This window comes from Streptomyces sp. NPDC026062 (assembly GCF_055568375.1).
On sequence record NZ_JBVHOQ010000029.1, the window covers coordinates 1 to 12374 of the forward strand.

Below are 12374 nucleotides of genomic sequence, written 5' to 3' on the forward strand. Positions count from 1 at the left end.
GACAGCGCCAGCCCCACATCGTCACCGGCTACTTCAAAGCCCCGCACGTCCGATACGTCCTCGACGAGTGAACCCAATGAGTTTCTGATCAATAGCAAGTAGAAGCGCAGTGCGACGCCCCGAGGCAGGACCAGCCGGGACAGTGTTGATTCTCCTTCGGTAGAGGATTCGACGAAGGGTCTGGTTCGTAGCGCGATCGAGCCGGGCCCGTGGTGCATGGTGTGCTGAAACTTCAGGCCGGCGCTGGCCGCCTCGACTGCTCCGTGGCGGTCCATCTCAGTCAACCGCCTGAGCCTGCGCCTATTCGCTTCGCGGGCGTCAGCCACGCTCCCCCTCCTAGTTCAAACGTTTTGATCCGCACGGTGGATGCCTCTCTTTCAGAGACAACGCTTTGATCCTGACGTTTTGATCCGCAAATAAGGGCAGGTGGTTCGCGATCGAGAGGACATGCGGATCAAAGCGTCTCCCCGGTCCCTGGGAGTCCCGGTTCACCGGCTCCAAGATTGAGATTGCGACTCGCTCAAGAGGGCGTAGTGGCAAAGCCGTTCGTGCCCGTGAGCGAGCGGCCCCGGCGTCCACCCGAGGCCGCTCGACGTGCAGAACTTTCCCAACAAGGAGCCCTACATGGCCAACCGTACAACCCGGGATGAGCGCCCCGAGCGGCTATCTCACCGCTGGGCACTCATCCTGACCGCCGCCTGCCTCGTAGGCGCGATCGTCCTCGGACTCGCCGGCCCTCTGGCGGCACTCGGCGCAACTGGCGCGGCCGTACTCGGGCTGGACCAGGTGCTGAGGTAGTCGGGCCGGGCTGGTAAGCCCCTCAAAGCAGAAGGCCCCCCTCGTGCGAGGGGGGCTGTCGGGGCGCTGAGCGTTACTTCATCGAGCTGATGAAGGCCGTCCAGGCCGGCCGGGAGGTGTTCAGCTCCGGACCGACCTCGTCCTTGTGCTTGGAGTCGCGGACCATGACCTGAGGCAGGTTGTCCGCGACCTCCACGCACGCGTCGTTGCTGGAGCCGCTGTACGAGGACTTGCGGTAGGTCGGCTGCTCGCTCACTTGAACCTCTTCAGTACTTCGTGGATTCGGCCGGTGGAGTCACGGGCGCTCAACGCCTCCTCGGCAAGGCGATCATAGACCCGCTGGTACTGCATGACCGTCGCTGTTTCCTCAGAGTAGCTACCCGTTCCGAAGCCTTCTGTGTACGTGGCCCGCCGGCCGCTGTTGAGGGTGAGGAGGGTGAACGAACCGCTGACGATGGCGGCCGCGTACGGCAGAACCCGGACGCTGATGTTCGGCTGCTCCTGTGCCTTCAGCAGGTGCTCGAGCTGCTCGCGGGCGACCTCGGGTTCCCCCATGTCGCAGTGCAGTACGGCCTCGTAGATGATCGCCGTCAGCCACGGCTGATGCTCTCCGCTCAGCACGCGGCGAGCGCGTTCCATGCGCTGGTCCACGATGTGCTGGATGCGCCGGGGATCGCCGGCTTGTCCGGCCAGTACCAGGGCTCGGGCGTACCCGGGTGTCTGGAGAAGGCCGGGGACTATCAGGCCGAAGTCGTAGAGCATCGTTGCCTCGGGGAGGCGACGGATGTAGGGCCTGGCGTAGTCGTTGACGTTCTCCTGGTTCAGGATGCGAACCAGGTTGACGAGGGAATCGGGATCGAGGCCCAGGGTCCCTTCGAGCTTCTGCGCGAGATCGGTGTCGGGCGGGACCTCACCCGTCTCGACCTCGGAGATCCGGCTCTGCGACGTGTACGTGCGCTTGGCGACGAATGCCTGGCTCCAGGGTGCGTCCTTGAAATCACCCTTCTCCTTGGCCTCCTGCTGTCGCCTCAAGCGGGCGTCCTGAACCATCCTGCCGATGTACTGCTCCAGCCCCTGGCTTGGGTCTACATCCCTCGTCTTTGTCATATGCCGGATATCCCGATCGCCGCCCGGTACTCAACTCCTAGTGATCGTAGGGCTACTGGCGGCATCTTGGGAGGGCCGAAGGAAGGCGACGGATCGCCGGGACACGGAGAAGCCAGGAGCAGCTATGTCGCACCCCCCGAACGAGGCCCAACAGACGCCACCTCTGGATCCCGCAGCCGCCATTACCCTCGCTGACGAGACGCTACGTCTCCAGCTCGGGACCACCACACTCCCGGCGATGCAAGTCCAGGTCGCACTTCTGGTGGCGCAGATCCGCTGCTTCTTCGAGGCCGGTCTTCCCGAGGACCAGGAGGAGGCCGAGGCGCAGCGCCAGGAGATCCTCCCGCTCCTTGATGAAGTACCCGCCGGGGATGACGTTGCCTGGCGTACGTGGACGCGCATGCGGGCGCTGGGCCGCGTTCTGCGGCGGCACGTTGCCCAGTACACCGACCGGAGGCTCGGCGAGGGGCCAGAGCCGAGGGAAGCGTCGGCGGTAGCTCCAGGCAGTGGGGGGCCCAGGGGCACCTACCGGGTTCCTACCGTCCTGGAGATGCGGCGTGCTCAGCAGTGGCTGAACCGTTCGGCGGGAGGGCACCAGTGATCGGGACGGCCGCCGTGGCTCGCGCGGTCAGCGACTACATGCACCGCCGCCCCGGGGAAACCCTGACGCTCGCCCCGTTGTGGCAGACGCTCTCCCAGCACGCGAAGGCGGGGACCTGCCACCACCGGGGCACCTGTCCGATCGTGACGGCAAGCCCGATCGTGCTCAACGAGCGCCAGGAAGTGCTGATGCTGGGGGCCGGGCGTGGCACCGTAAGGATCCCCGAGGCCCGGTTCGAGGATGGGTGGGACACCCTCGCTGAAGCTGCCTCGATGCTGGCACGGGCCCTTGGAGTTCATGAGTTGTGGACTCATCCGGGTTGCGAAGACCCTGTTCAACTTCACGCGGCTCGCGCGGATGCTCAAGACGGTGAGCGCATGCGGGTCGCGGCCCGGTATCTCTTTCGCACGCATGCCGGCCTCTGCCGCTTCGCTCCGGGCGCCCCCCAGACGTGGGTGCCGCTGGCTCACGCAGACATTGAGCTGTTCACGCGGATCAATTCCCTTATCGCTGAGGTGCCCCGGTGAGCCGACAGGCGCCCGAGTGGATCTACCTCAGCGTTCTGGCGGGCCTCACGGTTCTGCTCGTCGGCGGAATCTGGGCAAGCCGATGAAGGGCACTCATGTGCTTACGACTGTCACCGTGACCACTGCGCAGGTTCGTGCCGGCGACCTCGTCCGCTGCGAGGGGTCGTGGCGAACGATCCGGGATCTTCGCCGCACCGGGCGCGGCGGAAGGGCTGCCGTGATCAACGGACTGCCGGGCGTCTGGAAGCTCCCCAGCACTTTCGACGTGATGCGTCCTGCCCGTTAAGGCTCCGTCCCGGTGAGAGCACAGCTCTCCCCGGAGGCGGTAGTCGGCCCTCGGCCCGCTCTGTCCGCCCCTCCTCCACGCGGCAGACGGATCGGGCCGAGGCCCCGACACCCTCTCCAATCACGAAGGAAGAACGAATGAAGTCCACCATTCCCCTCGCCCTGGCCTTGGGTACGGCTGTCGGTGCTGCGCACCTGGTGCTCACAGCCAGGCACCACCGCGACGTGCGGCATCTCGGGCTGGCGCAGATGCATGGCGAGCTGATCCGGGACACGGCCGCGAACCCGGAGTTCAACCAGATCGCGAACTACCCCGACCTGGAGGACCTGGACGACCCGACTCGCGCGAGGCTCATTCACACCAACAGGTGGGTCAGCCTCTGGAGCACGATGCTCCGTCTGCGCTTCATGCCGCCCAACAGCATGCGTCAGGTGGCCACCGAGTTCATGAGGAGCCCTGTGGGCCGCCAATTTTGGGAGCAGGCTCGTGACCATCGCCGCATCACGGCGCGCGACAAGCTCGATGCGGCCTTCAACAGCCTCATGAACGAGGCGTATCACGAGGCCCGCGCCGACGCGGCCTGACCCTCGATCTCCCGCCCGGCTGCTGCTTGACGGTCGTGGCCGGGCGGGCTCGCCCAAGCCAGAAAAGCGCCGATGTCATTCGAACCGCACGACCTGGTGGGGGCCCTCACCACTGGCCCTCCCACATCACCGCACACCCCGCAGACCACAGGAGGAGCATTGCGCACCCCACGCTTATCGGTCCGGAACTACCTCGGCGGGCCGGCACTGACCCCCCAGGATCTCACGATGGTCTTCCTGATGCGCGAAGGCGACGACAGGCCAGTCACCTCAATGCCCACGCGCACGGTGGGAGAGGCCGTCGAAGACGCGCAGATGATCCAGGACCTGGGCATGCGGTCCGTCAAGGTGTTCGCGGGCTCGCGTCTCCGGGACGGCCACGCCTCGCAGGCCACCTCTCCCACGGGGCTCATGGCCCGTACGATCGCGGCTGTAAAGAAGGCCGCGCCTGGGCTCGCGGTCATGACCGAGACCTGCGTGTGCTCCCACACCGACTCGGGTGAGTGCTGGCTCGCCAACGAGCGTGACGGCGGCATGGACCTCGTGAGGACTACCGAGGTCCTGGCGGCCCAGGCAGTGATGCAAGCCGAGGCCGGCGCCGACATCATTGGACCCGCGGCGATGATCCCGGGCTCAGTTCAGGCCGTCCGTGAAGCCTTGGACGGTTCCGGGCACCGTGACGTGGCGATCATGCCGCACCTCATCTTCGAGTCCGGGCTCTACCAGGGCTACCGGGCAACGATGGGGGCCACCCCTCAGTCCGGGGTGCGGGCCTTCCAGATCAGTCCGCGGCAGCCGGAGGCGGCTGTGCACTTTGCCCTTGAGATGGTTCGTGAGGGCGCGGACATGATCCTTACGGAACCTGCGCTGCACACCGTCGACACCCTCGTCCGCCTCAAGGACAAGGTTCCTGTGCCCGTGGTTCCGTTCTCCGTGTCGGGAGAGTACCTGCGCCTCACGGACCGCCAGCCGGGCGGGGAACTCGACGTGAGCGGCCTGGTCGAGGCGTACACCGTCCTCAAACGGGCCGGCGCCGATCGGATCATTACGTACGGTGCGATGGAAATCGCTCGCAGGCTCAAAGGCTCCTGATCGCCGAGAGGATGTCGGCGGCGCCCTGGTTCAGCAGGTCTGCCGCAACGGTGAAGCCAAGCTTCTCCGGCTCGTCCGCCGGCCCAGTGGCTTCCGCGGTTACCTGCTGAGTCCCATCGGTGGACGTTACGGCGGCCGACAAGTGCAGCAGTCCATCCTGCTCCACCCGCCCCCATGCGCCGACGGGGACGGAGCATCCGCCATGCAGGTCGGCAAGCAAGGCGCGCTCCGCCCGTACGCAGGCATCAACGTTGCTGTCCCCGGTCGCAGCGAGCAGTCGTGCGGCCAGCGAGTCTGTACGGACCTGGATTCCGAGTGCGCCTTGCCCGGGTGACGGGAGGAAGAGACGCGGGTCCAGAACCTCGTGGATCTCGGGCGTCAGCCCGAGTCGATTCAGTCCGGCAGCGGCGAGAACCACCGCGTCGAGCGCGCCCTTGGTGGTGCGGGCAAGCCGCCCTGGCACGTTTCCCCGGATCGGTACGACGTTGAGGTCCGGGCGGAATGCGAGGAGCTGGGCCACGCGGCGGGGCGCCCCTGTGCCCACGGTCGCCCCTTCGGGGAGACCGGCCAAGGTCGCCCCGCAGAGCACGTCGCGTACGTCTTCACGCGGGCCAGGCGTGGTCAGCAGGGTCGTTCCGTCGGTAACGGCCGTAGGGAGGTCTTTCAAGGAGTGCACGATCACGTCGATTTTCCCCGTGACCAAGGCTGCCTCTTGGTTGGTGGAGAAGGCGGACCCGCCGGCTGTCTTCGCGACCTCCGCGAGCGTGGGCGTGACGCGGTCCTGGTCGCCGCCTTCGAGGATGACCTCGCGCTTGAAGGTGACTTCCGGGAACTGCCCGACCAGAGGTGCCAGCCATTCGCTGACCTGCGTCCTCGCCAGCTTGCTAGCCCTGGAGCCGATGCGCACCACGTCGCCCATTCAGGTCAACTCCTCGCGATAACAGTCCCGTTGACTCGCAATCGTACTTGCACCAGAACCATGCAGATTCCGACACTTTGTCACTAAAGGAGAAAGTTGTGACCCTTCGCGTGGGCGCTCGCGCCTCGAAGATGTCTCTCATGCAGACGGCCCCGGTCTTATCCGCTCTCTCCGCCGCTGGCCCCACCATCCTGCGCCCCTTCACCGAGGCGGGTGGGGATCGGTCGGTGAATCGGGCCGCACTGGAGGCGGACGGGGTCTTCTCCGAAGAGATCGAATCCGCCCTGCTGGCGGGCGAGATCGACGTCGCTGTCCACTGCCTCAAGGACGCGCCGACCATCGACACTCCCGGCCTGACAATGTCCGCTTACCTGCGGCGCGACGACATCCGGGACTGCCTGGTCGCTCGCGATCCCGATGTCACGCTGGCTACCCTCCCCGCCGGGGCGAAGGTAGCCACCGCGTCACTGCGCCGGACCGCCGCTCTGCGCATCCATCGCCCAGACATCAACGTCGTGCCGCTACGAGGGCCGGTGGACGAACGCCTCCGAGCGCTGCACGAGCCCGACAGCCGGATCGACGCGCTGGTCGTCGCCACATGCTCCATGGAACGCCTCGGCCTGCCCCACCTGATCACCGAACGGATCAGCCCGGAGGTGATCTGTCCTCCGCTCGGCGCCGCGATCATCGCCTTCCAGACACGCGAGGACGACAAGGTCACGAGCGAGGCCATCAACTTCCTCCACGACCCCGTTACCGCCACGGAAGCGGAAGCCGAGCGCCTGGTACTCCGCCGGCTGGGCGGCTTCTGCAATGCCCCGCTGGCGGGGTACTGCCGAACGAACGGGGGACAGGACGCCGCCACCTACACGGTCCGCGCCAGATCCTTCACGGTGGACGGTGGTTCTTCGGCCGATGTTCGCCGCACCGGCAGCGACGCCAGGAAGGCGGCCCTGGCCGTCAGCCACGAACTGACGCGGCTCGGAGCCCAGACCGTGACCGCCAGGTCTTGATCGAAGTACTCGGGGCCCGGACAGCTACCTTGTCCGGGCCTCCGAGTCCGCAATCCAGCTAGAACACCTCGGCCGGCGCTGAGAGGAGGGCGGCCTTGCCACGTCCGTACCCACCGCTCGGGTCGTTAACGGCGCCGACCGTTCCCTTCTGGCTTTGTGGCCACCAGCGCGGCTGGAGGATTTGGTGTGGCGGAAACGGGCGGCGTGCCGCTGATCGTGCTTCGGCTGCGGGCCGCCTGCGTCTGTCGGTTCGGTTGAGCGGTGATGCGCCAGGTGAGGACTTCGGCGGGGTGCTCGGCGCTGTCGAGCTCACGCTGGGCGGCCACTTCGATCAGGAGAAGTCGGGGGGCGCGGCCGGCGGTTTCGGCGTGGGCGAGGGTGGTCGTGAGGGCGGCCCAGTTGGGGTCGGTGAGGATCCGGTCGGCGTGGTTGGGGAGGGCCGCGCGCACGTCTCGCTCGTAGCGGCGGGCGGTTGTGGCTCGTGGTGCGCGGCGGGCCAAGTCCCCGAGGGCGGGTGTGGCGGCCTGCTGGTATGCCGACTGGAGGTAGCGGAACGCTTCCTCGGCTGCTGCGGCCTGTTGTTCGTGGCCGCGCTGTTCATGCCACTTGGCGGCGGCGCGGGTCAGGTGCACGGCGGCGAAGAGCAGGGAGATGGCGAGTCCGCCCGCTTCGTTGGAGGCATAGGCGAGTTCCTTGGCGGCCTCGCGCAGGGCGGTGGCGGCCTGGTGGTCGGCACGGATGGCGGAGCGGCGGGCGCGGTTGAACGCTATCGCCGCCGCTCGTAGTTCTGTCCGGTGTGGGCCGGGTGTGGCGCTGGCGATGTTGTACAGGGCGTCGCCGAAGGCGGCCAGGTGGCCCTGGGCGGTGGCATCGTCGCCGGAGTCGAGGACGGTGTGCGCCGCGTGGATGGCGGTGGTGGTGTGCCGCCATGGGGCGGTGGAGTCCGCCACATGCCGGGGGCGGTCCGCCACTTCCTGGTCGGGGACGCGTTCGCGTAGGCGGTTGATGGAGAGGTCGGGGGCGAGTTTCGAGCCGCCGTACCAGACGGGTTCGCCAGCCGTGTTGGTGTCGCCGGGGGCGGCGAGGCTGTAGCCGATCACGTCGCCGGACTCGGGGCCGAGGCGGGTCTTGACCTTGATGCCGAGGGACTGGAGCACGGTGAAGTAGTCGGCTTCGTTGTGTACGGCAGCGGAGACCGCGTACGCCTGCTCACGCAGCCAGTGCCGTGCGGTGACCGTCTGGCCCTGGCGCTCGGCCTTGGCTCGTTCGGCGCCGGTGGGGGTGCGGGGCGAGGTGAGGTCGCCGGACTTCAGGCGACGCAGGCCGAACTCGGCTTCGATCTTGCGACACTCGGCTTGGGCGCGCTGTCCGTCGCGGTGGGTGCGTGGGCGGCGCCCGTCGGCGCGGACGGTGGTGGCCATGATGTGGATGTGGTCGTCGGCGTGGCGCACCGCGATCCACCGGCATGCCTTCTCGTCGCCCTCGGGAGCGATGCCGACGGCGTGAACGATGCGGCGGGCGACCTCGGCCCACTCGCCGTCGGTGAGGTAGCGGTCGCCGGGCGCGGTACGGACCGGGCAGTGCCAGACGTGCTGGGATGGCTTCTTGCCGCCCAGCTCGCGGGTGCGCAGGTCGACGTGGGCGTCGAGGCGCTTGGCGAGCTGGGTGTAGGTGGCCTCGGGGTCGCGGCCGGGGTCCGGGGCGCCGGCCAAGTCCCAGGCGGCGACGATGTGAGGGTCGGTGTGTTCGTCGCGGCGGCCGGGGCCGAAGAGGTAGGCGATCAGTCCGCGGGTGTCGGAGCCGGTGGAGACGTCAGGAACCATGCGCGGTGCCTCCCGCCAAGAGCTGGTCGATCAGCCGGTAGCTGTTCTCGGCGGCTTGCTCGACGCGGTCCAGAACCGCCTCGGCGTGCTCGGGCACTGTTCCTCGGTGGATGGCTGCGGTGATTTGGTTGAGGTTCCTGCCGATGCGGTCGAGTGCGACGGTGTGTGCCTCGACGGCCTCGATCAGCGGGCGGAGGGGATCGTCCTCCGGGCTGCCGGCCAGCCTGGCCTTGCCCTGGGCGACGGAGAGGGCGGCGTCGCCGACGAATCCGGCGAACTTCTGACCGCGCTGGTGAGCGGCGGCGCTGATCACACCGACCGCTGTCCGCGTGAAGCGGATGGTCTTCTCCTGGTCGCGCTTCTCCACCGTGCGCTTGCGGTTCATCAACGAGGGCAGGGCGGGGGCGTCGAGGTCCCGCCAGGAGGGCAGCTCGACTGACGGGTGGGCGACGGAGTCGGGCGCCTGCGGGCAGCTGGTCTCGGCTGCAGCCTCCTCCGGCTCGGGCGCCCCCTGGCGCCCGGCCTTCTCCTCCGCCACCCCTGGGGCGGGGGCAAGCGCGGACGAAGCCTCGTTAGAGGCTCGTTCGCTCCAGCTTGCTGCGCTGTCCAGGCCCGTGGTCATCCCCTGCTGCGGGGTGGGGAGTTCGTGGTTCGGGTCGTGCATAGATCGGTTCTCCGCGGGTTGCTGGTGTCAGATGCCCTGCTGTGCCCGGACTCGTGTTTCCGCGTTGTCCGACCACGCGGCGCCGACTGGGGCCGTGCCGAGTTCCGTCACCTGCTGCGAGGCGACTTCGTCGAGTTCGGCCTGGAGGATGTCCTTCAGCCTGTCAGCCTCCTTCCTGCCGATGGTGAGGTCCTTGCTGCGGAACGTGTCTTCGATGTGGCGGCGCGAAGCACGGCCCTTGCGTCCCCGCGGCGCGGTACGCGCGATGGCGAGCCGTTCCGGAGAGATCGTGCTGGCCTGCTGGTCCTGCGATTCGACGGATGGGTAAGGTTCCTCGGCCACGCTGGGGGTGCACGCAGCCACGTCGGCGGAATCCCGAGCCACGGCGCTGGAGGCGTGAGCCACATCGGCAGCGATTGGCTCCGGTGCACCGGGACTGTTGCCGACCGGGATGGCGGGCTTGGCGCTGGCAGTGTCGTTGTGGCTGAGTTCGACCCGGTTGTGGCTCCCGGTGGCGCCTGGTTGCATGGGGAGGGCAGCGGGGTGGCGTCGGATGACGATGTAGAGGTGGACGGCGCCGGCCAGGGCCAGCGGGGCGATGGCGGACAGGGCGCCGACGGTGAGGTCGTCGAGGCGGAGGCCCCCGCCGGGGCGGGACTGCTGGTTGAGGCGGACTGCATGAAGGGCGTTGGCCCAGATGCTCGTCACGGTGGCAGCACCGACAAGCGCCCACACGTATACGCGGGAACGTGTTGGGGCGGTGTGGAGCATGAGCAGGGCGCCGACACCGATGGCGATGAACCCATCGATCACGAGGGGAAAGGCGTAGGTGAGTAGTCCGCGGATGTGGATGGCGACGGCCATCTGCCGCAGGGCGTCGTAGGAGAGGGCGAAGGCGAACGCGGCGAGCAGGGCGATGCCGAGGCGGATCGCGCCGGTGCCCGATATTCGGGAGGGCTCGGTGACAGTGGGCGAGGGCAAACGGGGTCACTCCGGGTGGCGTTGGGCGGCGGCCACGCGGCAGGGTGCGTGGCCGCCGGGCGGTGCGGTGTCTCGTACCACTCGTTACATGCCTGGTCAGGGCAGGTACGAGAGGAAGGGCGATGACGAGACGACTCGTTGCGGGTTGACCACTCGTACCCGCGCTGACCTGCGTGGATACGAGTGGTACGAGACAAGTCGGGTCAGGCTGCGGTGCCGGGGCCGGGCTCTGCTGCGTCCTCGGGACGTGGGCAGTAGCGGGCCCAGGCATCGAGGAATTGGTTGCGCGCGAAGCCCTTGGCCTGGGCGCTGTCGGGGAACCGGCGCGTGCTGGAGCCGATGCCGTAGTCCTTCAGCAGCTCTTGCAAGCCCCGCGCGGTCAGGCCGGTGGCGCCGTACTCGGCCCATGGGGCTTCGGCGTCATCGTTGAGGTAGGCGAGCAGGGTGCGTGTCCGCAGGGCGGGCGGGTCGCCGTGGAAGGCGAAGGCTCGGCGGATGTCGATGAGGATGCGGGACTTCAGGGCGCTGTCCTCGTCCTGCCCGGCCTCGTAGGCGGCCATCGAGCGGCAGGCGGCGCGGGTGAGCGCGGGCCAGTCGCCTCCGGCGAGATCTGCCACGATCACTAGCGGTTCCCAGGTGTCGGCCGCACGGTCCTCGACCGGCATGGACGGCTCCATGTCCATCGCCTGCGCGTACAGCGGCGTTAGCCAGGCCGTGAGCCGGTCACGGATCGCGTTCAGGGCGGGGGTGTCGCGGCCGACACGGAAGGAAGCCACCTTCTCGCCCGCTGCCCGGCGGCGCATCCGGATGACCACGGACCGATCCATGATCGTGTCCGGCAGGTCGCCGATCCCGGCGAGCGCGGCCATGGCGAAGGTGGGGAACGCCTGTGGCTTGTGCTCGGGGCCGGACACTCGCAGGGTGGGCCGGTTGCGCTGGTGCCCGGCGTTGAGCAGGCCGCGTAGTTCCTCGTTCCTCTCTGCTGCCTTGGCGGTGCCGAAGAGGGTGTCGGCCTCGTCCAGCAGGAGCGTCGGCGGGTCCTCGTCGGTGATCGAGCGAAAGATCGCCGCCGGGCTGGCGTTCATCGTGATCAGCCGGTTATGCACGGTCTCGGTCACCATGTCCAGCAGCCGAGACTTGCCGCACCGCTTGGCGGGACCGACCACCGCCAGACGAGGCGCGTGCTGCCAGGCACGCTGCAGATGTGTCGCCGAGATCCACAACGTCACGGCCGTGAGGGCCTCCTCGCTCGGCATGACGACGTACCGCTTGATCTGCGCCTGCAGGTCGGCCAGGATCTGGGCGCCTTCGGGCAGCGGCTCTGCTGAGGACGCGTTGTCGCGGTCCTCCTCCATGAGAGGCGTGGCGGGGGTGGCCGGCTGGCCGGGGATGTCGACGACGCGCGGCATGTCGGGCATCGATGACGAGATGGGGGCGGTGGAGGACGTAGGTTCGTCCACAGGCGTTCCTCTCTGGTGGGCCGGACGGGCTGGGCCCGGCCGCACCGGTTCGATCGTCAGGCAAGGGCGAGGAGGCAGGGTCTCTCACGGCTCCCGGCGGTGGCTCGCCGGGAGCCGCTTCGCTGTCCCGAGACGGGACTCAGACGGCGAGGCCGTACGTGGCTTGAGCATTCAGCCAGGCGTCAACCTCGGGCCAGCGGTAGCGCAGGTGGCGGCCGACCTTGTGGACGCTGGGGCCGATGCCCCGGTACTTCCACTGGTAGAGGGTCTTCACCGGTACCCCGAGGTACGCGGCGACCTCCGCGGGGGTGGCCAGCGGGCCGCGCGGGGCAGCCGCAGCGGTGGCAGGGGCGTTGGTGTCGCGGGGAGAGGTCTTCGGCACAGGGCTCCTTTTCGTTCTTGAACAACGGCCTGGACAACACAGCCACACCCCCCAGAGAAAAGTCCAGAGTTAGTTCTGAAACTCTGTACTACTTCCTTCGGTGTGGCCGGGGGAAACGGTAAGGGTGGATCCCCGGT

At 68.2% G+C, this 12374-nt stretch carries 15 protein-coding genes; 5 read left to right on the forward strand and 10 right to left on the reverse strand.

What is annotated here, in order from left to right; all coding sequences use genetic code 11:
* Positions 1-284: hypothetical protein (locus ACZ4LX_RS24700; protein ID WP_467648535.1), on the reverse strand; the 284-nt coding region annotated here is incomplete at its 3' end.
* 340 nt (positions 285-624) lie between these two features.
* On the opposite strand from ACZ4LX_RS24700, the gene ACZ4LX_RS24705 reads away from it, so the two are divergent.
* The gene (locus ACZ4LX_RS24705) at positions 625-798 is read left to right on the forward strand and encodes a hypothetical protein (RefSeq protein WP_403177333.1); all 174 of its coding nucleotides are present in this window, start codon (positions 625-627) and stop codon (positions 796-798) included.
* A 73-nt stretch (positions 799-871) separates the two neighbouring features.
* Here the strand turns inward: ACZ4LX_RS24705 and ACZ4LX_RS24710 are convergent, their stop codons facing one another.
* The 3 genes from ACZ4LX_RS24710 to ACZ4LX_RS24720 form a co-directional block, all read right to left on the reverse strand.
* Complete coding sequence (locus ACZ4LX_RS24710; protein ID WP_069742837.1) at positions 872-1054, reverse strand: DUF397 domain-containing protein; 183 nt, start codon at positions 1052-1054, stop codon at positions 872-874.
* Positions 1051-1830, reverse strand: coding sequence for a helix-turn-helix domain-containing protein (locus ACZ4LX_RS24715; protein ID WP_467648540.1), 780 nt, complete (start codon positions 1828-1830; stop codon positions 1051-1053). Before ACZ4LX_RS24715 ends, ACZ4LX_RS24710 begins: the two co-directional genes overlap by 4 nt.
* A gap of 277 nt (positions 1831-2107) precedes the next feature.
* Positions 2108-2338 (reverse strand): hypothetical protein, encoded by a 231-nt coding sequence (locus ACZ4LX_RS24720; protein ID WP_467648544.1) that lies wholly within the window; start codon positions 2336-2338, stop codon positions 2108-2110.
* Between the two features lie 164 nt (positions 2339-2502).
* On the opposite strand from ACZ4LX_RS24720, the gene ACZ4LX_RS24725 reads away from it, so the two are divergent.
* The 3 genes from ACZ4LX_RS24725 (at position 2503) to ACZ4LX_RS24735 (ending at position 4995) form a co-directional block, all read left to right on the forward strand.
* Positions 2503-3033 (forward strand): hypothetical protein, encoded by a 531-nt coding sequence (locus ACZ4LX_RS24725; RefSeq protein WP_467648548.1) that lies wholly within the window; start codon positions 2503-2505, stop codon positions 3031-3033.
* Positions 3034-3456: 423 nt separating this feature from the next.
* A complete protein-coding gene (locus ACZ4LX_RS24730; RefSeq protein WP_467648551.1) occupies positions 3457-3903 on the forward strand; it encodes a DUF6082 family protein in 447 nt (148 codons plus the stop codon).
* 72 nt (positions 3904-3975) lie between these two features.
* Entirely contained in the window at positions 3976-4995 is a 1020-nt protein-coding gene (locus tag ACZ4LX_RS24735) for a hypothetical protein (protein ID WP_467648554.1), read from the forward strand.
* Here ACZ4LX_RS24735 and hemC (ACZ4LX_RS24740) read toward each other — a convergent pair.
* The gene (gene hemC / locus ACZ4LX_RS24740; protein WP_467648558.1) at positions 4982-5914 is read right to left on the reverse strand and encodes a hydroxymethylbilane synthase; all 933 of its coding nucleotides are present in this window, start codon (positions 5912-5914) and stop codon (positions 4982-4984) included. The genes ACZ4LX_RS24735 and hemC (ACZ4LX_RS24740) overlap by 14 nt on opposite strands.
* A 98-nt stretch (positions 5915-6012) precedes the next feature.
* Between hemC (ACZ4LX_RS24740) and hemC (ACZ4LX_RS24745) the strand changes: the two genes are divergently transcribed.
* Complete coding sequence (gene hemC, locus ACZ4LX_RS24745; RefSeq protein WP_467648561.1) at positions 6013-6927, forward strand: hydroxymethylbilane synthase; 915 nt, start codon at positions 6013-6015, stop codon at positions 6925-6927.
* 125 nt (positions 6928-7052) lie between these two features.
* On the opposite strand, the gene ACZ4LX_RS24750 is transcribed toward hemC (ACZ4LX_RS24745), so the two are convergent.
* From ACZ4LX_RS24750 to ACZ4LX_RS24770, 5 genes are all read right to left on the reverse strand, one after another.
* Positions 7053-8750, reverse strand: a complete 1698-nt coding sequence (locus ACZ4LX_RS24750) for a relaxase/mobilization nuclease domain-containing protein (RefSeq protein WP_467648565.1) — start codon at positions 8748-8750, stop codon at positions 7053-7055.
* Positions 8740-9288 (reverse strand): hypothetical protein, encoded by a 549-nt coding sequence (locus ACZ4LX_RS24755; RefSeq protein ID WP_467648848.1) that lies wholly within the window; start codon positions 9286-9288, stop codon positions 8740-8742. Before ACZ4LX_RS24755 ends, ACZ4LX_RS24750 begins: the two co-directional genes overlap by 11 nt.
* A gap of 153 nt (positions 9289-9441) precedes the next feature.
* On the reverse strand, positions 9442-10395 hold the full coding sequence (locus ACZ4LX_RS24760) for a DUF2637 domain-containing protein (RefSeq protein WP_467648568.1): 954 nt from the start codon (positions 10393-10395) through the stop codon (positions 9442-9444).
* A 203-nt stretch (positions 10396-10598) separates the two neighbouring features.
* Positions 10599-11855 carry a DUF3631 domain-containing protein gene (locus ACZ4LX_RS24765; protein ID WP_467648572.1) on the reverse strand — a complete coding sequence of 419 codons (1257 nt, stop codon included), beginning with the start codon at positions 11853-11855 and terminating at the stop codon, positions 10599-10601.
* A gap of 139 nt (positions 11856-11994) precedes the next feature.
* The gene (locus ACZ4LX_RS24770) at positions 11995-12237 is read right to left on the reverse strand and encodes a helix-turn-helix transcriptional regulator (RefSeq protein ID WP_467648578.1); all 243 of its coding nucleotides are present in this window, start codon (positions 12235-12237) and stop codon (positions 11995-11997) included.
* Positions 12238-12374: the final 137 nt, after the last annotated feature.